Below are 24,392 nucleotides of genomic sequence, written 5' to 3' on the forward strand. Positions count from 1 at the left end.
GGAACTACAGCCCCGCGATGCCGGACAACTGCCGAACCTCGATGGCCGAGGCCGGGATCATCGATGCCAGCTTGACCGCCTCGTCGCGATCAGCGGCACGCAGCACGTAGAACCCGTTGGCCACCTCGGCACCCTCCGCGTACGGGCCGTCGGTGAATGACACCTTGCCGTCGCGCACCTGCACCGTGGTCGCGGTCGACGGCGGATGCAGCGGCGCACCGGCAAGCGTCTTGTCGCCGATGGTCTTGGCCAACTCGACATGCAGAGCGGCTCGCTTGTTCCACTCGTCGGTGCCGGGCACGTTGACGGCCTCCGGCGGTTCCAACAGCAGGGCCAGCCAGTCGTTGCGCAGCGGCTGCTCGGGTGCCCGCCAGTGGACCATGGGCCACACCTCGACCGCGCCGTACTTGGCCGCAGGGATGTCGCGGGCCAGCGCGAGGGCCTCGTCGAGGTTGTCGGCCTCGAACACGTAGTAGCCGGCGGCCACCTCGGCACCCTCGGCGAACGGCCCGTCGGTGACGGTCGGATTGTCCGGTCCGCCGGAGATGCGGACAGCACCTGCGGCCGGGGTCAGCGCATCGCCGGCACGAATAGCCGGCGCCGCCTTGGCATGGAAGTCCAGGTACGCCGACATCTCGGCGGCACCCTGCTCAGGGGTGAGTGCGTTCTCCCGATTGATCAGTAGGGCGAAGTAGTGCATCGTCGTCTCCCGGTGTCAGCGAGTGAGAACCTGCTGTTCCACTCTCTACCCATCCGACGAACGACGCTGCCCCGATCCGACAGCTCGCGCGAAATTACTTCTGCAGCGTGAACTGGTGGACGCTGATGTGACCCGAGGCGAAGTACTTCTGGCACCCGTTGAGGTACTTGTCGTAGCGGTCGTAGACCTCTTGGCCCTGGATCGCGATGGCCTCGTCCTTGTGGGCCTCGAGCGCGTCGGCCCAGATCTTGAGGGTCCGGACGTAGTGCGGGCCGATCTCCTGCAGCTGGGTGATCTTGAACCCGGCTTCGGTGGCCTTCTCCTGCTCCATCTCCACCGAGGGCAGCCGGCCGCCGGGGAAGATCTCGGTCATGATGAACCGGGCGAAGCGGGCGTCCTCGAACGTCATGTGCAGGCCGAGTTTCTGGCCTTGACGCAGATCGAACCCGGTGATGTTGTGCAGAAGCATGGTGCCGTCGTCGGGCAGCGCGTCATAGGCCATCTTGAAGAAGGCCGGGTAGCGGTCGAATCCGAAGTGCTCGAACGCGCCGATCGACACGATGCGGTCGACCTTGTCCTCGAACTCTTCCCAGCCCTGCAGGCGCACCTCGACCTTGCGGTCGGTGGGGACCTTCGCGAGCTTCTTGATGGCGTACTCGCGCTGCTCGCCGGACAGGGTCAGGCCGATGACGTTGACGTCGTACTTCTCGATGGCCCGCGCCATGCAGGCGCCCCACCCGCAGCCGACGTCGAGCAGCGTCATGCCGGGTTCCAGGCCGAGCTTGCCCAGCGCCAGGTCGAACTTGGCGATCTGCGCCTCGTCGCCGGTCATGTCTTCGCGTTCGAAGTACCCGCACGTGTAGCCCATTGTCGGGCCGAGGAACAGTTCATAGAATTCATTCGAAATGTCGTAGATCGACTGCAGTTCTTCGTATTTCGGCGTCAATTCTGACATGTTCGAAATTACTCCAAGCGTATAGATTTCCCTCGCGAAAAGTCAGCCTACAGCAGGTCAAGGCCGGTAGGCCTCGACTGCTGTCAACGAATTGACCTGGCAAACATGTGATGGGCGCCACGTTGCCTGCCGCATCATCGGTGCCAGCGGGAATCTGATTGCGTGCGGCGTGGTAGCGAAGCTTGAGGCGACACGCCTAGCGCTGCAGAGTGAACTGGTTTACGTCGATGTAGCCGATCCGGAACGCGTTCGCGCAGCCGGTCAGGTAGTGCATGTACCGGTCGAAGACCTCTTCCGACTGGATCGCGATGGCCTCGTCACGGTGGTCCTGCAGCGCCGCCGCCCACAGGTCCAAGGTGCGTGCGTAGTGCGATTGCAGCGACTGCCTGCGGGTCAGGGTGAACCCCGCCTGTCCAGCGTGTTCTTCGACCATCTCGATGGTCGGGAGACGCCCGCCCGGGAAGATCTCGGTGACGATGAACCTGATGAACCGGGCCATATCGAACGTCAGCGGGATACCGCGCTCCTGCGCCTGCTTGGGATGCAGGCCGGTGATGGTGTGCAGCAGCATCACGCCGTCGGGTGGCAGCGCGTTGTGGGCGAACCGGAAGAAGTCGGCGTAGCGCTCGTGGCCGAAATGCTCGAAGGCGCCGATCGACACGATGCGGTCCACCGGTTCGTCGAACTGCTCCCAACCACTGAGCAACACGCGCTTGTTGCGCGGGCTGTCCGAAGCGTCGAACAACTGCTGCACGTGGGCCAGCTGATTGCGGCTCAGTGTGAGGCCGACGACGTTGACGTCGTAACGCTCCAGCGCGCGCATCATCGTTGCGCCCCAACCACATCCGACGTCGAGCAAGGTCATGCCGGGCTGCAGCCCCAACTTGCCGAGGGACAGATCGATCTTCGCCAGCTGGGCCTCGTCCAGTGACATGTCCTCGCGTTCGAAGTACGCGCAGCTGTAGGTCCTGCTGGAATCCAGGAACAGGGCGAAGAAGTCGTCGGACAGGTCGTAATGGGCCTGTACGTCTTCGAATTTCGGCGTGAGCTTGGCCGGATGTTTGGCCATGGTGTTGCCTCTCGGAGCCGTCCGAGGGCTGCGCCGCATCACCATTTGATGAGTCCACCCCAGACTGCAGCAAAGCCTAAACCGGCATCAGCCAGCTACCGAGCTTCGCCGGCCCGGCAAATGCGTAATCGGAGGAGTCTTGTTGCAAACTCACGAACTAGCTCATGCAGGAGAAGTTCGTCTTGAGCTCACCGACGACCTCGTCCCACACCGGTTCAGGTAGCTCGTGCCCCATGCCGTCGATCAAGACCAGCCGGGCGCCTGCGATCGCCTTGGCCACGGCGCGTCCACCGAACGGTCGCATCAACCTGTCCGCGAGGCCGTGGATGACCACAGTGGGTGCCGTGATGTGTCGGTCGTAGTGCAACAGGCTGCCGCTACCGAGGATCGCGGCGAAATGCCGCGCAATGCCCGCCGGGTAGTACGACCGGTCGTAGAGTTCCGCCGCCTCAGAGCGCATCTGGTCGTCGGGCGTCGGGTAGGCCGGGCTGCCGTTGAGCTTGCCGAGCCGAACGGCGTTGTCGATGATGGCATCTCGCGTCGAACCCGGCGGCGGGCCGGTGATCAACGACAGCAGCTGCTTGACCCCCGGCGGCGGCAGGAGCGCCTTGTTGTTACTGGAGAAGATCACCGCAAGGGTCTTGGTCCGGTGCTGATACTGCGCGGCGAAAACCTGCGCGATCATCCCGCCCATCGAGCCGCCGACGATGTGTGCGCTGTCGATGCCGAGGTGGTCGAGCAGGGCCGCGGCGTCGTCGGCGATGTCCTCAAGTGTGTACACCGACGGGCTGCGCAATCCCAGGAATGAGCGGGCCATCCGGAACGACAACGGGGTGTCGACGCGCTGCCCGGACAACTTGCTCGACAGCCCAACGTCGCGATTGTCATAGCGGATGACGCGGAGCCCCTGGTTGACCAGCTTTTCGCAGAAACCGTTGCGCCACAACAACAACTGCGCGCCCAGACCCATGATCAGCAGGACCGCGGGGTCGTTCGGATCGCCCATGTCCTCGTAATAGATGTCGAGGTCGCCGGACTTCGCATAGCCGGTACGCACTTGCATCAATACTCCTCGCGTGAGCGCTCGTCGGCCATCTACGCGTCGGCCCCGTCGATGTCCTTGTGCTCCCGGCTGATATCCACCATGAAATTGGCGAAATAGCCGGTGAGCTGCGGATCGCTCATCATCTGCCACTTGGGGGCGAGGAGCTTCATGTACCGCTCGACGTAGAGGAACTGTTTGCCGATGAGCACGAGCTCGCGGGGCAGCTTGACGTCGTACGCATCGGCCAGCGCCGAGAGCTGCCTGCCGATTTCCGCATAGGACATATCGCCCAGCGACTTCATGGTCAGCGGGGTGGCGAACGCCTCGAGGTCCTTGGCAGCGTCACCCTCGGGCTTGACGGTGCCCACCGCGCCCATCAACACCACGATCTTGCCCGCCGCGGCATGGTCCTTCTTGACCAGCAGGGCGTACACGAGCTCGCGCAACAGCCAGCGGGTACGCGGATCGATACGGCCCATGATGCCGAAGTCGAAGAACACGATCTTGCCGTCGTGATCCACATACAGGTTGCCTGCGTGCAGGTCGCCGTGGAACAGGCCGTGCTTGAGGCCACCCTCGAAAACGCTGAACAGCAGCGCCTTCACCAGTTCCGTACCGTCGAAACCGGCCTTACGGATGGCAGCCACGTCGTCGATGCGAATGCCGGCCACGCGTTCCATCGTCAGCACCCGCTGGCTGGTCAGGTCCCAATACACCTGCGGCACCCGGATGTTCTCGCCGAGCGGCGATGCGTGCATGTGCGACACCCACGCGTCCATAGACTGGGCTTCCAGCCGGAAGTCGAGCTCCTCGGCGAGGTTGTCGGCGAAGTCGGCCACCACGTCCTGTGCCGAGAGCCGGCGGCCCAGCTTGGCCAGCTCGACGATCTGTGCGCCGCGCTTGAGGATCTGCAGATCGGCGGCGACGCGACGGCGGATACCCGGCCGCTGGATCTTGACCACCACCTCCTCGCCGGAGTGCAGGGTCGCGTAGTGCACCTGGGCGATCGAGGCCGAGGCGAACGGCTTCTCGTCGAACGACTGGAACAGGTTCTGCGGATCGTCGCCGAGCTCTTCTTTGAACAGCTTGCGTACCGCGTCCGCGTCGGCGGGCGGCACCCGGTCCAGCAGGCTGCGGAACTCGCGACTCAGCGGTTCACCGAAGGCGCCGGGGCTGGACGCGATGATCTGCCCGAACTTGACGTAGGTGGGGCCGAGATCGGAGAACGTCTGCGGGACCTGCCTGATGATCTTCTGCTGCAGAGAGCCCTTGCCGAGGAGGTTGGTGACCACGCGGGCGCCCGTGCGGGTGATCTGCCAACCCGTCGCGCCGATGCGTGCGGCCTCGACCGGCAGGGGCACCCGATCCAGTTTGGCTCCCTCGCGCTGTTTTGTTTTCGAGGGGGGAGTGCTCATTAGGGCAGTGTCTCAAAACCGCCGGTACCGCCAAAAATGGGTGTGCTGTGTATCACAAGGACGCGACGTGAGCAGAATGCGCAGAACCTCAAGATCGCTGGTTAGGCCCGCTTGTGAGCACAACCGCGCGATCGGTGGCCGCGCTTCGTAGCTTCAGCCCAAACAACCCGCTGAGGAGCGAAAATGGCCACGATTCTGCAGGAATCCCAGGGCACCCCGATGAAGCGCGTGGCGATGGCCAGCTTTGTCGGATCTGCCATCGAGTACTACGACTTCTACATTTACGGCACGGCGGCGGCGCTGGTGTTCCCGAAGGTGTTCTTCCCGCATCTCGGTATGACGATGGCAACCGTCGCGTCGATGGCGACCTTCGCGGCGGCATTTCTGTCGCGGCCGCTGGGTGCGGCGTTCTTCGGGCATTTCGGTGACCGGCTGGGCCGCAAGTCGACGCTGATCGCCACCTTGTTGATCATGGGCCTGTCCACGGTCGCTGTCGGCACGGTTCCCAGTGCGGCGACGATCGGCATGGCCGCGCCGCTGATCCTGCTGACCCTGCGGCTCGTGCAGGGATTCGCGGTCGGTGGCGAATGGGCAGGTGCCGCGTTGCTGTCGGCCGAGTACGCACCGCCGGCCGCGCGGGGCCGCTACGGCATGTTCACCCAGATGGGGGTGGGCAGCGGACTGGTCATGAGCAGCCTGCTGTTCCTCGCGGTGAACAAGACCATCGGCGAATCCAGCCACGCCTTCGTCGTGTGGGGCTGGCGGATCCCGTTCCTCTTCAGCGCAGTGCTGGTGGTCATCGCGCTCTATGTCCGGCTCAACGTCGCTGAGACACCGGTGTTCGCCGGCCAGGTCCGCGGCGATGCGCCGGTCACACCGCTGACCGCACTGCTGCGCAGCCAGCGGCGCGAAGTGCTTCTGGCCGCGGGCAGCATGATCGGATTCTTCGCGTTGGGCTACATGGCCAATGCGTATCTGATGAGCTATGCCCATACCCGCGTCGGCTTTTCGCCGAACCTGATCCTGCAGGTGGGTCTGCTCGGCGGAGTGATCGTGGTGGTGTTCAACGCGCTGAGCGCTGTGCTGAGCGACAGATTCGGCCGGCGCCGCGTCATCATGGTGGCGTTGGCCGTCGGGGTCCCGTGGACGTTCGTCGTGCTTCCGCTGATCGACACCGGCGATGCGGCGTTGTTCACGCTCGCCATGTCGGGTACCTATGCGGTCGCCGCGAGTTCGTACGGGCCGATGGCGGCCTTCATACCGGAGATTTTCCGCACCAGGTACCGCTACAGCGGTGCCGGTCTGTCCCTGAACCTCGCGGGGCTGATCGGCGGCGCGGTGCCGACGATCGTCGCGGCGCCGCTGCTGGCCACCTGGGGCACAGCGGCTGTCGGTGCCATGATGGCCGGCGTCGTCCTGGTCAGTCTGGTCTGCACGTTCGCCCTGCCGGAAACGAAAGGTGCTGTTCTGCAGTAGAAGTGCGCCTCACCGGGTCGCCGCTGAGCCCCTGCTCGATTCGAATCGAGCAGGGGCTCAGTCGATTTGGCGGAAATCCAACGCCTGAGCACAATGCGCGAATCTCCGGAAAAGCGGATGTAGCGCGGGTTGTGCGCACAACCGCGACACCGAGTTGGTGGCCCCGTAGTTTCATAGGCGTGACAGCGTCACAAGCAATCAAAACCCAACTCACACAGGAGAACTCAGATGACCACCATCAACACCAAGTCCCGCTTCTTCGCCCGCTTCGTTGCGGCTCCGGTCGCCGCCGCAGGCATCCTGGGCGGTGCCGCCCTGGGGCTGGCCGCAGGCGCCAACGCCGATCCGGGTCCCTCGGATCACTCCCGCAGCTACTCGGTGGACTACCGGCACGATTCGGGCGAGCACCGCGAATACCGCGAGCATCGCGAGCACCGCGACTGGGGCTTCTGGGGCTTCTGGCCGTGGCACCACTGGGACCACTCCTTCTACGGCCACCGCGGCGAACACCGCAGCTGACCCGCCCAATACACTGAGCCCCTGGCCAACCGGCCAGGGGCTCAGTGTATTTCGCGTGTCTCAGGCGAAGCTGCGCTCGACCTCCTCGCGGCTGCGGACCGGGTCGCTGCCCAATACGTACGACGGCTCGGTATGTGGTTCCAGAGCCGGATCTACGCCGTGGGCCACCCGCGTCTGGGCCTGGCGGAACTCCGGAATAGGCCCGGCCGCCAACTCCAGACCGTTGATGGTCGACCACACCAGGCCCCGCCGTGCGGTGCGCTCGATGATGTTGGGGGACTGGTGCGATATCAGTTGCATGGCCCATTTGGGCATGGTGTCGCGGATCGCCCAGTCGATCGCGCTCTGCGGCAGTGGCACATTCGGCCCGGTGGCCATGGCTACCCCGTGGGTGAGCGCGAGTTTGGGTAGGTAGGACTTGAGGCAGTCGAGCGTCTCGGCCTTGGTGGCGGGCAGGTCGGTGCCGCCGAGGGCGTGCCCGACGCGGATGAACTCGCCGTAGTAGCGGTCGAGTTTCTTGCCGCGCAACGGTTGTGGGTGGTACAGCTCGTGCGCGGTGGCCAGGCCCCAGACCACCGTTGCGTAATTCCAGCGCAACCAGTCGGGATCGTCGGCGTCGTAGGGCGCGCCGTCCGGCCGGACGCCCTTGATGGTGTGGTGCATGGCCCGCACGGCCTTGGCGAGTCGTTCGGCGGTGTCGGTGGAGCCGTACGCAGTGCCTATGAAGAACGCGATCGAGTGGCCCAGGCGTACGGCGGCGCCCTTGGGGTCGATCTGCGGGATGGCCTGCCCGTCGTCGTCGCGCTTCACCAGGCGCGAGTGGTGCATGCCCATCCAGTAGATCGACGGGTCGAGGCGCTCCAGGTAGGCCGCGCACTGCAACCCGAAGATCAGGGCGTGCATGTGGGAGTGCACATGCCACACCGCGCTGCCTGGGCCGAACCAACCCGGGTCACCCGTTGGCCCTTCGAAATCCATCCCGCGGAAATAGTTCCGGCGGATGTCGGCGTCGAATTTCTGATTCAGCCACTGCCCGACGAACTGGTGCGGCATGAACGGCACGGACACGTGAGACTCCTCCGTGAAATCTGGCTACGGTTGTAACCACAATACATTTTGGCTACACCCGTGACCAGACTTACCCTGTACAGATGTCGACTCCCACCCGGTGGGCGGGCGTGCCGCTGACGGACCGCCGTGCCGAACGCCGCGCGCAGCTGATCGACGCGGCGTTCGGCCTGTTCGGCGCGGGCGGTGAGGCCGCGCTGTCGGTGCGTTCGGTGTGCCGCGAGTGCGGCCTGAACACCCGCTACTTCTACGAGAGTTTCGCCGACACCGACGACCTGCTCGGCGCCGTCTACGACCAGGTGGCCGCGGCACTTGCGGCCGAACTCGAGAAGGCCATGGCGGGAGCGGGTGATTCGGTGCGGACGCGGACCCGCGCCGGGATCGCCGCGGTGCTGGGCTTCAGCTCCGCCGATCCGCGGCGCGGCCGCGTCTTGTTCACCGACGCCAGGGCCAACCCCGTGCTGGCGGCGCGTCGTACTGCCACCCACGATCTACTGCGCGAAGCGGTCCTGACCGAGGGCGGCCGGCTGCATCCCGGCTCGGACCCGGTGGCCGCTCAGGTCGGCGCCGCCATGTACACCGGCGCGATGGCCGAGCTGGCCCAGCAGTGGCTGGCCGGGCATCTCGGGGACGATCTCGACGCCGTGGTCGAACACGCGCTGCGCCTCGTGTTGGGGCGTTAGGGGCGCCAGTCAGACTTGGGCGGCGGGCCGCCAATCAGACTTGGGCGGCGGGCCGCCACCGTTTGATCCACTCGGTCTCCGGCCATTCCTCGACAGCGGCCATCAACTCGTACATCGTTGCGCCGTCGATGGATTCCCGGATGATGTCGGCATGCCCGGCGTGCCGGGAGAGCTCCTCCACCAGATGCATGGCCACCCAGCGCGGCGACCAGTGCTCGATGTCTTTGGGGAACCACGGCACCTCCTGCGGCACCGGGACGGGCACACCCAGATCGACATCGGCGAAGGCCTGCAGCGTGGCGGCGTTCTCCGCCGTCAACGCAGCGACCAGGTCGTCGAGGGTTTCGTCCTCGCGCATCACGTGCTGGTCGGCGTACTCGGCCATGACCTCCTCCATGGGCCGCGGGTCCGGCGGCGGGAAATCCGGGGCCGACCTGACGCGATCGGCCCAGCTGTGCTGCACCGCGGTGACGTGTTTGATCAGGCCGCCGACCGACAGCGCGCTCACCGACGGAGTGGAGCGGGCCTGCTCGTCGGTCAAGCCGTGGCACACCGCCACGAACGCGTTCTGGTTGTGGCGCAGGAACTCGATGAGGGTCTGACGCTCGTCGGCGGCGGGTGGGGGCATTCCGGGCATGGTTCAGTTCTCCTGGCTGTGAGTGGAATGGACGTAAAGGTCGCGGATGCAGGCGATTTCGGCGCCGTGGTGGATGGCCTCCCGGTTGATGTGCAGAATCAGTTCAGTCATGGAGTACTCGGCCCAAGGTCCTTCCGCGGGCCCGCAGGGCTGCTTGAGGTCATCCTCGCTCAGCGATCGGACGCCGTCGATCCAAATTCGGTACGCGTCGTCGAGTTGGGCCAGCGCCGTGGCGGCATCGGTGGCGTACGGCCAGGTCTGGTAGTCGGCGGGCGGCCCGCCGAAGTGCGAGTGGTTCCGCATGGCGAAGACACCGACGATGACGTGCCCCAGCCGCCACGCGATGGTCGTGAACGGCTCCGGCTGAGGTGGGGGATAACTGAAGTCGATGGCGCCGTCGGGATGGACCGTCCAGCAGTCGGGAACCGGCTGCCAGACGTACTCGTCATCGGTCAGTCCGTCGAGCCGGGGGCGCAGTTGGTGGGTCCAGTGGTAGTCCAGCTGATCGGCCAGCGGGTTTCTCTGCATGAAGCCACCTTCGCATCCATAGCGGACAGGTTCTGTCCTAAGAGTGCGGCAGACTTGCCGCATGGGCGAAACGACCAGTCGGGTGCTGCAACTGCTCGGCCTGCTGCAGTCGCGTCGCGTCTGGTCGGGCGAGGAACTGGCCCAGCGGCTCGGCGTCACGGGCCGCAGCGTCCGGCGCGACGTCGAGCGGCTGCGTGACCTCGGATATCCGGTGCATGCCAGTAAGGGGCACGGTGGTGGCTACCAACTCGGCGCCGGGGCGGCGCTGCCGCCGCTGCTGCTCGACCCGGACGAGGCCGTCGCGATGGCGGTCTGCCTGCGCTTGGCCGCCGGCGGCAGCATCGCGGGCGTCGGGGAATCGGCGCTACGGGCGCTGTCCAAGCTCGACCAGGTGATGCCGGCGCGGCTGCGTTCACAGGTGTCGGCCGTGCACGACGCCACCGTCACCCTGTCGCCCAACTCGTCGGACGCACCCGTCGCACCCGACGTGCTGATGACCCTGGCCCGCGCCTGCCGCGACCGCGAACACGTCGCCGCCGGGTACACCGACATCCGCGGCAACAACACGCAGCGCAGGCTGGAGCCCTATCAACTGGTCACCACCGGGCGCCGGTGGTACCTGATGGCCTACGACCGCGACCGTGCCGACTGGCGCACGCTGCGGCTGGACAGGATGTCCGAGGTCAGGGCGTTGGGCAGCACCTTCACGCCGCGTGACGCGCCCGACCCCGCGGACTACGTGCGGCGGGCGATCAGCTCATCGCCGTATCGGTATGTGGCGCGGGTGCGCTATGCGGCCCCGCAAGACGTTGTGGCGCCGATGTTTTCGCCGGCTTCGGCCACCGTTGAGGCGGACGGTCCGGATGCGTGCATCGTCACAGCGGGCGCCGACGACCCCGAACGCATGGTGGTGTACTTCGCCACCCTCGGCCACGATTTCGAGGTGCTGGAACCTCCCGAGCTGGCCACCGCCGTCCGGGCAATGGCCGAACGCCTGTCCCGCAGCGCCGCGCGAACGTAAGGTTCGCTGCATGCGCGTCATCGCCGCGGAGTCGACGGAATTGTTCATCGGTTCTTCGGATCTGCCGGTGCAGCTGGCCCGGGTCAGCTACACGGGATGCACTGTTGCGACGACCATCCGAGTGGACGGCGACGGTCTGTCCGGGCAGGCCGTCGCAGACGCGGGCGACGGTGTGGTCGAGGTGCCGGTGACCGTGCGCGACGCCGTTCCCGGCGACACCCGCGCCGCGGTGGTCGACGGACTGGAATTCGAATTCACCGTCGCCGAGCCCGGCTGGACCATGTACATGATCAGCCACTTCCACTACGACCCGGTGTGGTGGAACACGCAAGCCGCCTACACCAGCGCGTGGACCGAAGACCCGCCCGGCCGATGCCGGCAGACCAACGGATTCGACCTGGTGGCGGCCCACCTGGAACTGGCGCGCCGCGAACCGGATTACAAGTTCGTACTGGCCGAGGTGGACTACCTCAAGCCCTACTGGGATGCGCACCCTGAAGACCGGGCCGATCTGCGCCGGTTCATCGCCGACGGCCGCGTCGAGATCATGGGTGGCGCATACAACGAACCGAACACCAACCTCACCAGCCCGGAAACCGCGATCCGGAACTTCGTGGCGGGCATGGGTTTTCAGCGTGATGTGCTGGGGGCGAACCCGGCGACGGCGTGGCAGCTCGACGTGTTCGGGCACGACCCGCAGTTCCCCGGCATGGCGGCCGACGCGGGCCTGACGTCCAGCTCCTGGGCCCGCGGGCCGCATCACCAGTGGGGTCCGATGCAGAACGACGGCGACCCCGAACGCATGCAGTTCGCCAGCGAATTCGAGTGGATCGCCCCATCGGGTCGCGGGCTGCTCACCCACTACATGCCCGCGCATTACTCGGCCGGCTGGTGGATGGATTCCGCGGCGACGCTGACCGATGCCGAGGAGTCCACCTACCGGCTGTTCAGCAAGCTCAAGCGCGTGGCCCTGACCCGCAATGTGCTGCTGCCGGTCGGCACCGATTACACGCCGCCCAACAAGTGGGTGACCCAGATCCACCGCGACTGGAATGCCCGCTACGTCTGGCCGAGATTCGTGTGCGCTCTGCCGAGCGAGTTCTTCGCCGCGGTACGCGCCGAACTCGACTCCCGCGGCGTCAAACCGTCACCGCAGACTCGGGATATGAACCCGATCTACACGGGCAAGGACGTGTCCTACATCGACACCAAACAGGCCAACCGGGCCGCCGAGGACGCCGTGCTCGACGCCGAGCGTTTCGCGGTGTTCGCGGGACTCCTCGGCGGTGCCGACTATCCGCAGGCCGCACTGTCCAAAGCCTGGGTTCAACTGGCCTACGGCGCCCACCACGACGCCATCACCGGGTCGGAGTCCGATCAGGTCTACCTCGACCTGCTGACCGGCTGGCGCGACGCCTGGGAGCTGGGCCGCGCGGCCCGCGATAATGCGCTGCAACTGCTGTCGGATGCGGTGGACGGGTACGGCGGGCAGGAGCGCAACGACTCGGCGATCGGCTCGATCATCGTGTGGAATTCGTTGGCGCACAATCGCACCGACGTGGTGACCGTGCACCTGGACCAGCCGCTGAGTGGCGTGCTGCTCGACGCCGACGGCTCAGAGGTGCCCGTGCTGGTCGAACACGGCGGCAGGACCTTGAGCTGGCTGGCCCGCGATGTGCCGTCACTGGGTTGGCGGGCCTACCGGTTCACCGATGGCTCCGCTGCGGAGTGGGAACCGTTGGCCGGGTGCACCATCGAGAACGATCACTACCGGCTGACGGTCGATCCAGCTCGTGGCGGCGGGGTGGTCTCGCTGCTGCGGGCTGGCCGGGAACTGCTCGCCGACGGTGCGGTGGGCAACGAACTGGCAGTCTATGACGAGTATCCGGCGCATCCGCAAGCAGGCGAGGGGCCGTGGCATCTGCTACCCAAAGGCCCGGTGGTCTGCTCGTCCGGGACCGACGCTGACGAAATCTATTGCCAACACAGCGCTTTAGGGCAGCGCGTGACTGTGCGCGGCGGTATCGACGGGCTGCTGCGATACACCCAGACGATCACCCTGTGGCACGGCCTGGACCGCGTCGATTGCCGCACCACCATCGACGACTTCACCGGATCCGACAAGCTGTTGCGACTGCGCTGGCCGTGCCCGGTGCCCGGGGCGCTGCCGGTCAGCGAGGTCGGCGACGCTGTCATCGGGCGTGGATTCGGGCTGATGCACGATGGTGAGCCGACGGCAGTGGACTCGGCCCAGCATCCGTGGACGCTGGACAATCCCGCCTACGGCTGGTTCGGCTTGTCCTCGGCGGTGCGCATCAAGGTCGCAGACGCGGTGCGTGCGGTGTCGGTGGCCGAGGTGGTGACACCCGACCTTTCCTCGGACGCCGTGGACTCGCGCGAGTTGGTGGTGGCGCTGGTCCGTGCCGGCGTGACCGCGACCTGCAGCAGCGCCGACAAACCGCGCTATGGCAACCTGGCGGTGGATTCGAACCTGCCCGACACCCGGCTGGCTCTTGGCGGGCCCAGTGAAAACTCGTTCACCGCAGCAGTTCTCGCTGAGTCGGACGACGCCTACGGCAATGAACTGAAACGTCAGTTGGACGCGACGGGGTCTGCCCGGGTGTGGGTGCCCGCGGCGACGCCGCTGCGCGAGCAGTGGGTGCCCGACGCCGACCTGCGTGCCCCGCGGGCGCTTCCGGTGCTGATCCTGGCCGGTGACCTCACGGCGGTGGTCGACGACCTCGCCGACGCCGAGATCGTCGTCGACCAGCACGTGCCGACCGTGGCTGAAGCGTTCGAGCAACGCACCGTGGCGGTACTCAACCGCGGCGTTCCCGGGTTCGCCGTCGGCTCCGACGGCACCCTGCACACCTCACTCATGCGGTCCTGCACCGGCTGGCCCTCCGGCACGTGGATCGACCCGCCGCGACGGACCACGCCCGACGGTACGAACTTTCAATTGCAGCACTGGACACACACTTTCGACTACGCCGTGGTGGCGGGCGACGGCGACTGGCGCGCGGTCGGCGTCTGCGCACGCGGGGCGGAGTTCAACCGGCCGCTGCGGGCGGTACCGACTCGGCGCAGCCACGCGGGCGGCCTGCCGGTGTGGGGTTCTCTGCTGGAGATCGAGCCGGCCGGACACGTGCAACTCGCTGCCCTCAAGCCCACGGGCAACCCCTTGGCCTCCGTCAGCGTGCGGCCCGCCGAACCGGCAGGCGGTATCACCGCCCGGCTGGTCGAAACCGCAGGCAGGGCAACTGATGTCAAGATCCGGTCCGGGCTGCGTTCCGCGGAGACGACGCGGATGGACCTGCTTGAGCGGCCTCGCGTGTCATCGGTGTCGCGGCATAAGTTGCGGCTACACGGTTTTGAGATCGCGACAGTCGCGGCGCGGCTGAATCTGCCTCGGGTGCTACGGGCGGAGCACCGCATACTGGCCCCGGAGGCCGAGGTCGCCCAACCGCTCTATGCCCGCTACTGGTTGCACAACCGAGGCCCGGCACCGCTCGGCGGCCTGCCCGCCGTGGCGCATCTGCATCCGGAAAACCTCACCGTGACAACAGATTCGCCGATGGTGTTACGGCTGACGGCGGCCAGCGACTGTACCGACGCCCCGCTGCACGGCCGGGTCCGGGTCATCGTTCCGCCGGGGTGGACGGCCGAGCCGGCCGAACTCCCGTTTGTGCTTCCGCCCGACGAGCATCTGGAAACCGAGGTGGCGGTGGGCATGCCGGCCGGTGTCGCACCCGGGTTGTACCCGATCCGCGCGGAGCTGGTGGTCACGGGAACCGACTCGGCCGCCCTGCCGCCGTCGTGGCGCCAGGTGGTCGAAGACATCTGCCTGGTGACCATTGGCGCACCGGGTGCTGCGGTGCTCAAGCTGTGCACCGAACCTCAAGACGTAGAGGTCAAAGCCGGTGACAGCGGCCAACTGTCGATTGAGGTGGGTACCGATGCCCGGGCCGGCTTGAGTGCCGAGGCACACCTGATCAGTCCGTGGGGGACCTGGGATTGGATGGGGCCGGCGGCTGTCGGGTTTGAACTGCCGGCCGGCGGGACGGCGCAGATCGGGTTCGACGTGTCACCACCGAAATGGGTCGAGCCGGGCCAATGGTGGGCGCTGATCAGAGTCGCCTGTGCCGGGAGGTTGTTGTATACCCCGGCCGTGCGGGTGGTGGTGCGATGAACCACGGAGCCCCGACGAGTGTGGCCGCGACCGTCGCTGGTAAGCCGGTGCTGGTCGGTGAGATCGACGATAAGGAGGCGATGGTGCGCGCAGGCAACCTCGCGTCGGCGCTCCCGCGTGAAGGCACGAGCGAGGGCAGGCAGCTGCGTCGGTGGCTGACACAGCTTGTCGTCGCAGAGCGCGTCATCGCCGTGGAGGCGGCCGCCCGCGGGATCGGGCCGGCCGGTGTTGTCGGTGAAGACGAGCTGCTGCCGGATATCGCTGCGCGCCTGGAGATCGGCAGTGTGGCGGCCGCTGTGCTGGCCACGCCGCTCACGCGGGCGGTGTTCGCCGAAGTCACTCGGGCTGTGGAAATCAGCGACGAGGACGTTGCCGCGTACCACGACCGCAACCCGTTGCGCTTCGCGGCGAAACATGAAGGGCGGCAACAGGGGTGGCGAGCCAAGCCGGCACCGTCCTCGCTCGACGAGGTGCGCGATCAGATCGCCCGGCACCTGCTGGCCGCGGCGCGTCGCCGTGCCTTCCGGTTGTGGCTCGACGTACGGTGTGCCGAACTGGTCGAGCTTGCGCCCGGGTACGAGCATCCGGGGGATCCGCGGCAGCCGGACAACACCCATAGGCACTGATGAGCGCTTGCGCGAAGAAGAGATTGCACTGATGAGCGCTTGCGCGAAGAAGAGACAGCACTGATGAGCGCACTCACTCTTGCCCTGGACATCGGTGGAACCAAGGTGGCCGCAGGTCTTGTCGATTCCCGCGGCGCCTTGGTGCACCACGCCACCGCGCCGACCCCGCACGGGGACGCGGAGACCATCTGGGCCGTCGTCGAGACTTTGCTCGTGGACACGTTGCGTCTGGCCGAGGGGGCGGTACGCGGGGTGGGCGTCGGATCAGCCGGGCCGGTGGATCTCCCGAGCGGAACCGTCAGCCCCATCAATATCACTGAGTGGCACCGCTTTCCGATCGTCGAGCGCGTCGAGTCGATATCGCGGTTGCCGGTGCGACTCGGGGGTGACGGGTTGTGCCTGGCGTTGGGGGAGCACTGGCGGGGTGCCGGCCGGGGCGCTCGGTACATGCTCGGCATGGTGGTGTCGACCGGCGTCGGTGGCGGACTGGTGTTCGACGGAGCGCCGTATGCCGGCCGCACCGGCAACGCCGGGCATGTCGGGCACGTCATCGTCGCGCCGGAAGGTGGGGCGCCGTGTACCTGCGGTGGGCGGGGGTGCGTGGAGACGATCGCCTCCGGACCGCATCTGGTGCAGTGGGCGCGCGAGCAAGGCTGGGCTGCGCCGGACGGTGCCGACGCCAAGGCGCTGGCCGCTGCGGCCGATGCGGGAAACCCGTTGGCACTCAGGGCCTTTCAACGCGGGGCCACTGCCATTGCGGCGATGATCGCGTCGGTGGGAGCGGTGTGCGACCTCGACCTCGTCGTGATCGGTGGCGGGGTGGCCAAGTCCGGTGACCTGCTGTTCGCGCCGATCCGTGAGGCGCTTGCCAACTATGCCGGGCTGACGTTTCTGCGGACGTTGCGCGTCGTGCCCGCCGAACTGGGCGGCGACGCCGGGTTGGTCGGTGCGGCCGCCCTCCTGCGGCCCTGAGGCTTCTTCATCTGGCGCTGCATGTGGGTGCGTCCCCAGTCGCACAGGACCTGCAGCACCGGTCCCAGCGTCATGCCGTACTCGGAGATCGAATAGTGCACGCACGGTGGCACGGTGCCCGCGTCGTGGCGGTCGATGATGCCGGCCTCGACGAGGTCGTGCAGATGCCGGATCAGCATGCGCTCGGTGATCTCGGGGATGCTGCGCCGAAGTTCGGCGGTGCGCATCGGCCCGTCGAACAACCGCCACAGGATGGTGCCCTTCCAGCGGCCGTCGATCACGGAGAGGGTGGCGTCGATCGGGCATTCGCCGATCTCCTTCTTCGAGACCGCCACGGTTCGCCTCCTCGCTGTGCTGACTAATTTGTCAGTACCTTGTTTTTTGTCAGCATAATGACCAGGGTCGATGTCATGGAACAGATCGTGCAGATCGTGGCGGTACTCGTCATGGGAACCCTCGTCGGCGTCGAGTTCGGGGTCGCTGCATTCACCAATCCGATCGTGGAGCGATTGCCTGATGACGCCTATCGCCAGGCCCGCGCCACCGGCGGCCGGATCCTCGGCACCGTCATGCCGTTCTGGTACTTCACCGCGGCGGCCCTGTTGGTCGGGGTGTGGTGGCTGGGGCGTTCCCCGCTGGCGATCGCGGCGGCCGCGGTGATGGGCGTGATCATTGTGTTGACGCTGACCACCCTGGTGCCCATCAACAATCGCGTCGCGGCGTCGGGGGGTGCGGGTGCCGAGGAAGTGCCGGTCCGGGAACTGTCGCATCGATGGGACCGACTGCACTGGCTGCGGGTGGCCCTGTTGGCGGTCGCGTTCGTGTTGCTGGTGGTCGCTGGTGCACACTGAGCGGCCACGAGCGTGCGCATAGTGGTGCTGGCACACGGCGTGGCGGGCGGCAGACACGCACGCTCGCGGTGCAAGGGGACCCGCAGGGGGAGCAGGATTAGGAAGTCCGGCGGGTGGTCGGCTACTCTGGTCCGGTTCCACCGAAGACCGTCGGTCACCGATGAGCGCTTGCACGAAGAGCAAGTGGCTCGGCAATCGGTTGAAGGCCTGGGAGAGATCCCAGCGGCCCACGCAGGAGGACGAGGCTAGTTACGACCTGCGGATTAAAAGTCCGTAGCTTTTCACGCCCCGACCTGTCTGCGTCGGGGCGTTCGTCATTTCATGACCCCTTCAAAGTGTTCGAGGCCGGCAGCCCAGGTGGAGCAACCGATACCTACCACAAGGAGGCATGCATGGCCAAGGCTGAAAAAGCCACGGCGGTTGCCGACATTACCGAGCAGTTCAAGGGGGCGACGGCCACCGTCGTCACCGAGTACCGCGGGCTCACCGTGGCAAACCTGGCTGAACTCCGTCGTTCCCTCGGCGACTCGGCCACGTACACCGTCGCCAAGAACACTCTGGTGAAGCGGGCCGCCTCGGAAGCCGGCATTGAAGGCCTCGATGACCTGTTCGCCGGTCCCACGGCGATCGCATTCGTCCAGGGCGAGCCCGTCGACGCCGCCAAGGCGATCAAGAAGTTCGCCAAGGACCACAAGGCGCTCGTCATCAAGGGCGGCTACATGGACGGCCGCCCGCTCTCGATCGCCGAGGTCGAGAAGATCGCCGACCTGGAGTCGCGCGAGGTGCTGCTGGCCAAGCTGGCAGGCGCCATGAAGGGCAACCTGTCCAAGGCCGCCGGCCTGTTCAACGCGCCCGCTTCTCAGGTCGCCCGGCTTGCCGCCGCGCTGCAGGAGAAGAAGGCATCCGAGGAAGCGGCGTAGAGACCGCCGTTCTCCACCCCCTACATCAGTTAGAAATAAGGAAGGACCATCAACATGGCCAAGCTGTCCACCGAAGAACTGCTCGACGCTTTCAAGGAAATGACGCTGCTGGAGCTCTCTGAGTTCGTCAAGCAGTTCGAGGAGACCTTCGAGGTCACCGCCGCCGCTCCGGTCGCCGTCGCCGCTGCCGCCGCCCCGGCCGCCGCCGAGGCCGCCGAGGAGCAGACCGAGTTCGACGTCATCCTCGAGGGTGCCGGCGAGAAGAAGATCGGCGTCATCAAGGTCGTCCGCGAGATCGTCTCCGGCCTGGGCCTGAAGGAAGCCAAGGATCTGGTCGACTCCGCCCCCAAGCCGCTCCTGGAGAAGGTCACCAAGGAGGCCGCCGAGGACGCCAAGGCCAAGCTCGAGGCTGCCGGCGCTTCGGTCACCGTCAAGTAGTTCGCTGCTTGTCAAAGATCCCCGGATCCCTCGGATCCGGGGATCTTTGCTGTTCTGACATATGTGTGCGATTTCAATAGACACAACGGTGTGGCGGTGGTAGTGCGTAGGTTATGGTGACTCAAGCCACAGGCCGCAGTCGGTGGCGCGGTCAGGCGTAGGCGGAAGGATCTTTGATGGGCGTCCAAATCGACGTAACCGGACTCAGCAAGTCATTTGGATCGTCGAAGATCTGGGAAGACGTGACGATGACCATCCCGGCCGGTGAGGTCAGCGTCTTGCTGGGCCCGTCCGGTACCGGCAAGTCCGTGTTCCTGAAGTCTCTGATCGGCCTGCTGCGCCCGGAGCGTGGCTCGATCGTCATCGACGGCACCGACATCATCCAGTGCTCGGCCAAGGAGCTCTACGAGATCCGCACCTTGTTCGGTGTGCTGTTCCAGGACGGCGCGCTGTTCGGCTCGATGAACATCTACGACAACACGGCCTTCCCGCTGCGCGAGCACACCAAGAAGTCCGAGAGCGAAATCCGCAACATCGTCATGGAGAAGCTCGAACTGGTGGGTATGCCCAACGACGGGCACAAGTTCCCCGGTGAGATCTCCGGCGGTATGCGCAAGCGTGCCGGCCTCGCCCGCGCCCTGGTGCTTGACCCCAAGATCATCCTGTGCGACGAGCCGGACTCCGGTCTGGACCCGGTCCGCACCGCCTACCTGTCGCAGCTGCTGATCGACATCAACGCCCAGATCGACGCCACGATCCTGATCGTGACCCACAACATCAACATCGCCCGGACCGTGCCGGACAACATGGGCATGCTGTTCCGCAAGCACCTGGTCATGTTCGGCCCCCGCGAGGTGCTGCTGACCAGCGACGAGCCCGTCGTCAAGCAGTTCCTCAACGGCCGCCGAATCGGCCCGATCGGTATGTCGGAGGAGAAGGACGAAGCGACCGCCGCGGCTGAGCAGGCCATGTTGGACCTGGGGCAACACGATGGCGGCGTGGAGGAGATCGAAGGCGTGCCGCCACAGCTCATGGCGACGCCGGGCATGCCCGAGCGCAAGGCCGTGGCCCGCCGCCAGGCCCGCGTGCGCGAGATGATGCACACCCTGCCGCCGGCCGCTCAGGCCGCGATCATGGACGACCTGGAAGGCACCCACAAGTACCCCGTCCACGAGTACGACGAGCCCACCGCGCGGCATCAGCGTTCGGGCGAAGACGACCCGACGGGCGTCATCGAGGTACCCAGCCAGCGCTGAGTCGCTGCACCATCAAATCCGGCGGGCCCGCCCAGGCACGCCGGATTTGCTGCATTCCGGACGGCCCGCGCTCGCCCGGCTGATCGACCGGAAGTGAAATATCCCGACAAGTTTCCTGGCTCAAGAAGCGTGTGAACTCTTGACGGACGAGCCCAAACGAGCCAATCTGTTGGGCAGCATGTGTGAACGGGTACAGGACGCCAGCCAGCGCCGAGTGACCCATCTCATGGCATGGATTTGTGGTGGTTGAGGAATGCGCCGTTCTGCGCTATCGTTGGACGTTGCGCTGGCTGCATCCTGCCCACCTCACCTGTACCTGACATCGTGGTCCTAGCCTGAGCATTGCTCAGTACCTAGTCGCGTGCGTTGCGTCCGGGAGTTTGGACGGGGCTGAAGCAGGAAAAGCCAGCCGAACCGACGCAGAACAGAGCGACAACAGGACCGGTGTAGTCCGGCATCCGAATGGTCGCATGAGGTGCTGGAAGGATGCATCTTGGCAGTCTCTAGCCAGAGCACAGCGAACGCTAACACCAATAACTCCGTCCCAGGAGCACCGAACAGAGTTTCATTTGCAAAGCTCCGCGAGCCGCTTGAGGTTCCGGGGCTTCTCGACGTTCAGACCGATTCTTTCGAGTGGCTGGTCGGCTCCGACCGGTGGCGGCAGAATGCCGTCGACCGCGGCGAAGACAACCCCGTCGGCGGCCTCGAAGAGGTTCTCGCCGAGCTCTCGCCGATCGAGGATTTCTCCGGCTCGATGTCGCTGAGCTTCTCCGACCCGCGTTTCGACGAGGTCAAGGCTCCTGTCGACGAGTGCAAAGACAAGGACATGACGTACGCGGCCCCGCTGTTCGTCACGGCCGAGTTCATCAACAACAACACCGGTGAGATCAAGAGCCAGACGGTCTTCATGGGTGACTTCCCGATGATGACCGAGAAGGGCACCTTCATCATCAACGGCACCGAGCGTGTCGTGGTGAGCCAGCTGGTCCGTTCGCCGGGCGTGTACTTCGACGAGAGCATCGACAAGTCGACCGAGAAGACCCTGCACAGTGTCAAGGTCATCCCGGGCCGCGGCGCGTGGCTGGAGTTCGACGTCGACAAGCGCGACACCGTCGGCGTGCGTATCGACCGCAAGCGTCGTCAGCCGGTCACCGTGCTGCTCAAGGCGCTGGGCTGGACCAGCGAGCAGATCACCGAGCGCTTCGGCTTCTCCGAGATCATGATGGGCACGCTGGAGAAGGACAGCACCGCAGGCACCGACGAGGCGCTGCTGGACATCTACCGCAAGCTGCGCCCGGGCGAGCCGCCGACCAAGGAGTCCGCGCAGACCCTGCTGGAGAACCTGTTCTTCAAGGAGAAGCGCTACGACCTGGCCCGCGTCGGCCGCTACAAGGTCAACAAGAAGCTGGGGCTCAACGCCGGCCAGCCGATCACGTCGTCGACGCTGACCGAAGAGGACGTCGTCGCGACCATCGAGTACCTGGTGCGCCTGCACGAGGGCCAGACCACGATGACCGTCCCCGGCGGCGTCGAGGTTCCCGTCGAGGTCGACGACATCGACCACTTCGGCAACCGTCGTCTGCGTACCGTCGGCGAGCTGATCCAGAACCAGATCCGGGTCGGCCTCTCCCGTATGGAGCGTGTTGTCCGCGAGCGGATGACGACCCAGGACGTCGAGGCGATCACGCCGCAGACCCTGATCAACATCCGTCCCGTCGTGGCGGCGATCAAGGAGTTCTTCGGCACCAGCCAGCTGTCGCAGTTCATGGACCAGAACAACCCGCTGTCGGGTCTGACCCACAAGCGTCGTCTGTCGGCGCTGGGCCCCGGTGGTCTGTCCCGTGAGCGCGCCGGCCTTGAGGTCCGCGACGTGCACTCGTCGCACTACGGCCGCATGTGTCCGATCGAGACCCCTGAAGGTCCGAACATCGGTCTGATCGGCTCGTTGTCGGTGTACGCCCGGGTCAACCCGTTCGGCTTCATCGAGACCCCGTACCGCAAGGTCGTCGACGGTGTGGTCACCGACCAGATCGACTACCTGACCGCCGACGAGGAGGACCGCCACGTCGTGGCGCAGGCCAACTCGCCGACGACCGACACCGAAGGCGGTGCCCGGTTCGTCGAGGACCGCGTCATGGTCCGTAAGAAGGGCGGCGAGGTCGAGTTCGTGGCGGCCGACCAGGTCGACTACATGGACGTCTCGCCGCGCCAGATGGTGTCGGTCGCGACCGCGATGATCCCGTTCCTCGAGCACGACGACGCCAACCGCGCCCTGATGGGTGCCAACATGCAGCGCCAGGCGGTTCCGCTGGTGCGCAGCGAGGCCCCGCTGGTCGGTACCGGCATGGAACTCCGTGCCGCGATCGACGCCGGTGACGTGGTGGTCACGGCCAAGTCCGGTGTGGTCGAGGAAGTGTCCGCCGACTACGTCACCGTGATGGCCGACGACGGCACCCGGCACACCTACCGGATGCGCAAGTTCGCCCGCTCCAACCACGGCACGTGCGCCAACCAGCGCCCGATCGTGGACGCCGGGCAGCGCGTCGAGTCCGGCCAGGTGATCGCCGACGGTCCGTGCACCGAGAACGGTGAGATGGCCCTGGGCAAGAACCTGCTCGTGGCGATCATGCCGTGGGAAGGCCACAACTACGAGGACGCGATCATCCTCTCCAACCGCCTGGTGGAAGAGGACGTGCTGACTTCGATTCACATCGAAGAGCACGAGATCGACGCCCGCGACACCAAGCTGGGCGCCGAGGAGATCACCCGGGACATCCCGAACGTCTCCGATGAGGTGCTGGCCGATCTCGACGAGCGTGGCATCGTCCGCATCGGCGCCGAGGTCCGCGACGGCGACATCCTGGTCGGCAAGGTCACCCCGAAGGGTGAGACCGAGCTGACCCCGGAGGAGCGCCTGCTGCGTGCCATCTTCGGTGAGAAGGCCCGCGAGGTCCGCGACACGTCGCTGAAGGTGCCCCACGGTGAGTCCGGCAAGGTCATCGGCATCCGCGTGTTCTCGCGCGAGGATGACGACGAGCTGCCCGCCGGCGTCAACGAGCTGGTCCGCGTGTACGTGGCCCAGAAGCGCAAGATCTCCGACGGCGACAAGCTCGCCGGACGCCACGGCAACAAGGGCGTCATCGGCAAGATCCTGCCCGTCGAGGACATGCCGTTCCTGCCCGATGGCACCCCGGTGGACATCATCCTGAACACCCACGGTGTGCCGCGTCGTATGAACATCGGCCAGATCCTGGAAACCCACCTCGGGTGGGTCGCCAAGGCCGGCTGGAACATCGATGTGGCCGCGGGTACTCCGGACTGGGCGGCCAAGCTGCCCGAGGATCTGTACAGCGCGCCGCGCGACAGCATCGTCTCCACCCCGGTGTTCGACGGTGCGCAGGAAGGTGAGCTGCAGGGCCTGCTCGGTTCGACGCTGCCGAACCGCGACGGCGAGGTCATGGTCGACGCCGACGGCAAGGCGACGCTGTTCGACGGGCGTTCCGGCGAACCGTTCCCGTACCCGGTGACGGTCGGCTACATGTACATCCTGAAGCTGCACCACCTGGTGGACGACAAGATCCACGCCCGCTCCACTGGCCCGTACTCGATGATCACCCAGCAGCCGCTCGGTGGTAAGGCGCAGTTCGGTGGCCAGCGCTTCGGTGAGATGGAGTGCTGGGCCATGCAGGCCTACGGCGCTGCGTACACCCTGCAGGAGCTGCTGACGATCAAGTCCGACGACACGGTCGGCCGCGTGAAGGTCTACGAGGCAATCGTCAAGGGCGAGAACATCCCTGAACCCGGTATCCCCGAGTCGTTCAAGGTGCTTCTCAAGGAGCTGCAGTCGCTGTGCCTCAACGTTGAGGTGCTCTCCAGCGACGGCGCGGCGATCGAGATGCGTGACGGTGACGACGAGGACCTGGAGCGTGCCGCTGCCAACCTCGGTATCAACCTGTCGCGCAACGAATCCGCCTCTGTCGAAGATCTCGCCTGAGTTGTTTTCTAGTCCCGAAAGGGGAAAGGG

The 24,392-nt window shown here is 66.1% G+C and carries 21 protein-coding genes; 12 read left to right on the top strand and 9 right to left on the bottom strand.

All coding sequences use genetic code 11. The features are described 5' to 3' along the window. Nucleotides 1–4 precede the first annotated feature (4 nt). From A5784_RS24465 to A5784_RS24485, 5 genes are all read right to left on the bottom strand, one after another. Complete coding sequence (locus A5784_RS24465) at nt 5–700, bottom strand: YciI family protein (protein WP_064947466.1); 696 nt, start codon at nt 698–700, stop codon at nt 5–7. Between the two features lie 94 nt (nt 701–794). Further along, nucleotides 795–1,655 (bottom strand): cyclopropane mycolic acid synthase family methyltransferase, encoded by an 861-nt coding sequence (locus tag A5784_RS24470; RefSeq protein WP_064947467.1) that lies wholly within the window; start codon nt 1,653–1,655, stop codon nt 795–797. 196 nt (nt 1,656–1,851) lie between these two features. Continuing rightward, on the bottom strand, nt 1,852–2,724 hold the full coding sequence (locus A5784_RS24475; RefSeq protein ID WP_064947468.1) for a cyclopropane mycolic acid synthase family methyltransferase: 873 nt from the start codon (nt 2,722–2,724) through the stop codon (nt 1,852–1,854). A 157-nt stretch (nt 2,725–2,881) separates the two neighbouring features. Beyond that, complete coding sequence (locus A5784_RS24480; RefSeq protein WP_064947469.1) at nt 2,882–3,787, bottom strand: alpha/beta fold hydrolase; 906 nt, start codon at nt 3,785–3,787, stop codon at nt 2,882–2,884. Nucleotides 3,788–3,819: 32 nt separating this feature from the next. Beyond that, nucleotides 3,820–5,184: an ABC1 kinase family protein gene (locus A5784_RS24485; RefSeq protein ID WP_064947470.1), complete on the bottom strand. Its 1,365-nt coding sequence runs from the start codon at nt 5,182–5,184 to the stop codon at nt 3,820–3,822. Nucleotides 5,185–5,403: 219 nt separating this feature from the next. On the opposite strand from A5784_RS24485, the gene A5784_RS24490 reads away from it, so the two are divergent. Then, a complete protein-coding gene (locus A5784_RS24490; protein WP_064947505.1) occupies nt 5,404–6,660 on the top strand; it encodes an MFS transporter in 1,257 nt (418 codons plus the stop codon). Between the two features lie 228 nt (nt 6,661–6,888). Beyond that, on the top strand, nt 6,889–7,179 hold the full coding sequence (locus tag A5784_RS24495) for a hypothetical protein (RefSeq protein ID WP_064947471.1): 291 nt from the start codon (nt 6,889–6,891) through the stop codon (nt 7,177–7,179). Nucleotides 7,180–7,239: 60 nt separating this feature from the next. Here A5784_RS24495 and A5784_RS24500 read toward each other — a convergent pair whose 3' ends face one another. Continuing rightward, nucleotides 7,240–8,232 (bottom strand): oxygenase MpaB family protein, encoded by a 993-nt coding sequence (locus A5784_RS24500; RefSeq protein WP_064947506.1) that lies wholly within the window; start codon nt 8,230–8,232, stop codon nt 7,240–7,242. Nucleotides 8,233–8,330: 98 nt separating this feature from the next. Between A5784_RS24500 and A5784_RS24505 the strand changes: the two genes are divergently transcribed. Continuing rightward, nucleotides 8,331–8,930: a TetR/AcrR family transcriptional regulator gene (locus tag A5784_RS24505; protein WP_064947472.1), complete on the top strand. Its 600-nt coding sequence runs from the start codon at nt 8,331–8,333 to the stop codon at nt 8,928–8,930. 34 nt (nt 8,931–8,964) lie between these two features. Here the strand turns inward: A5784_RS24505 and A5784_RS24510 are convergent, their stop codons facing one another. Beyond that, nucleotides 8,965–9,567 (bottom strand): DinB family protein, encoded by a 603-nt coding sequence (locus tag A5784_RS24510; protein WP_064947473.1) that lies wholly within the window; start codon nt 9,565–9,567, stop codon nt 8,965–8,967. Between the two features lie 3 nt (nt 9,568–9,570). After that, entirely contained in the window at nt 9,571–10,095 is a 525-nt protein-coding gene (locus A5784_RS24515) for a DinB family protein (RefSeq protein WP_064947474.1), read from the bottom strand. A 61-nt stretch (nt 10,096–10,156) separates the two neighbouring features. Here A5784_RS24515 and A5784_RS24520 point away from each other — a divergent pair, with 61 nt between their 5' ends. The 4 genes from A5784_RS24520 to A5784_RS24535 all read left to right on the top strand — a co-directional run bounded on the left by A5784_RS24520 (nt 10,157) and on the right by A5784_RS24535 (nt 16,903). Then, complete coding sequence (locus A5784_RS24520) at nt 10,157–11,116, top strand: helix-turn-helix transcriptional regulator (protein ID WP_064947475.1); 960 nt, start codon at nt 10,157–10,159, stop codon at nt 11,114–11,116. A 10-nt stretch (nt 11,117–11,126) separates the two neighbouring features. Beyond that, the gene (locus A5784_RS24525; RefSeq protein ID WP_064947476.1) at nt 11,127–15,305 is read left to right on the top strand and encodes a glycoside hydrolase family 38 N-terminal domain-containing protein; all 4,179 of its coding nucleotides are present in this window, start codon (nt 11,127–11,129) and stop codon (nt 15,303–15,305) included. Continuing rightward, nucleotides 15,302–15,931 (top strand): DUF7158 domain-containing protein, encoded by a 630-nt coding sequence (locus tag A5784_RS24530; protein WP_064947477.1) that lies wholly within the window; start codon nt 15,302–15,304, stop codon nt 15,929–15,931. The genes A5784_RS24525 and A5784_RS24530 overlap by 4 nt, the downstream gene beginning before the upstream one ends. A 63-nt stretch (nt 15,932–15,994) precedes the next feature. Further along, nucleotides 15,995–16,903, top strand: coding sequence for an ROK family protein (locus A5784_RS24535; protein ID WP_064947478.1), 909 nt, complete (start codon nt 15,995–15,997; stop codon nt 16,901–16,903). On the opposite strand, the gene A5784_RS37790 is transcribed toward A5784_RS24535, so the two are convergent. Continuing rightward, the gene (locus tag A5784_RS37790; RefSeq protein WP_082945054.1) at nt 16,804–17,238 is read right to left on the bottom strand and encodes a winged helix-turn-helix transcriptional regulator; all 435 of its coding nucleotides are present in this window, start codon (nt 17,236–17,238) and stop codon (nt 16,804–16,806) included. The two genes, A5784_RS24535 and A5784_RS37790, sit on opposite strands and share 100 nt — an antisense overlap. 75 nt (nt 17,239–17,313) lie before the next feature. Here A5784_RS37790 and A5784_RS24545 point away from each other — a divergent pair, with 75 nt between their 5' ends. From A5784_RS24545 to rpoB, 5 genes are all read left to right on the top strand, one after another. After that, nucleotides 17,314–17,754: an anthrone oxygenase family protein gene (locus A5784_RS24545; protein ID WP_064947480.1), complete on the top strand. Its 441-nt coding sequence runs from the start codon at nt 17,314–17,316 to the stop codon at nt 17,752–17,754. A 392-nt stretch (nt 17,755–18,146) separates the two neighbouring features. Then, on the top strand, nt 18,147–18,674 hold the full coding sequence (gene rplJ, locus A5784_RS24550; RefSeq protein ID WP_064947507.1) for a 50S ribosomal protein L10: 528 nt from the start codon (nt 18,147–18,149) through the stop codon (nt 18,672–18,674). A 54-nt stretch (nt 18,675–18,728) separates the two neighbouring features. Next, a complete protein-coding gene (rplL, locus tag A5784_RS24555) occupies nt 18,729–19,112 on the top strand; it encodes a 50S ribosomal protein L7/L12 (protein WP_064947481.1) in 384 nt (127 codons plus the stop codon). A gap of 176 nt (nt 19,113–19,288) precedes the next feature. Further along, the gene (locus A5784_RS24560) at nt 19,289–20,368 is read left to right on the top strand and encodes an ABC transporter ATP-binding protein (RefSeq protein ID WP_064947482.1); all 1,080 of its coding nucleotides are present in this window, start codon (nt 19,289–19,291) and stop codon (nt 20,366–20,368) included. 475 nt (nt 20,369–20,843) lie between these two features. Then, on the top strand, nt 20,844–24,362 hold the full coding sequence (rpoB, locus tag A5784_RS24565) for a DNA-directed RNA polymerase subunit beta (RefSeq protein ID WP_064947483.1): 3,519 nt from the start codon (nt 20,844–20,846) through the stop codon (nt 24,360–24,362). Nucleotides 24,363–24,392 lie beyond the last annotated feature (30 nt).

Source organism: Mycobacterium sp. 852013-50091_SCH5140682, assembly GCF_001665685.1.
Lineage (GTDB): Bacteria > Actinomycetota > Actinomycetes > Mycobacteriales > Mycobacteriaceae > Mycobacterium.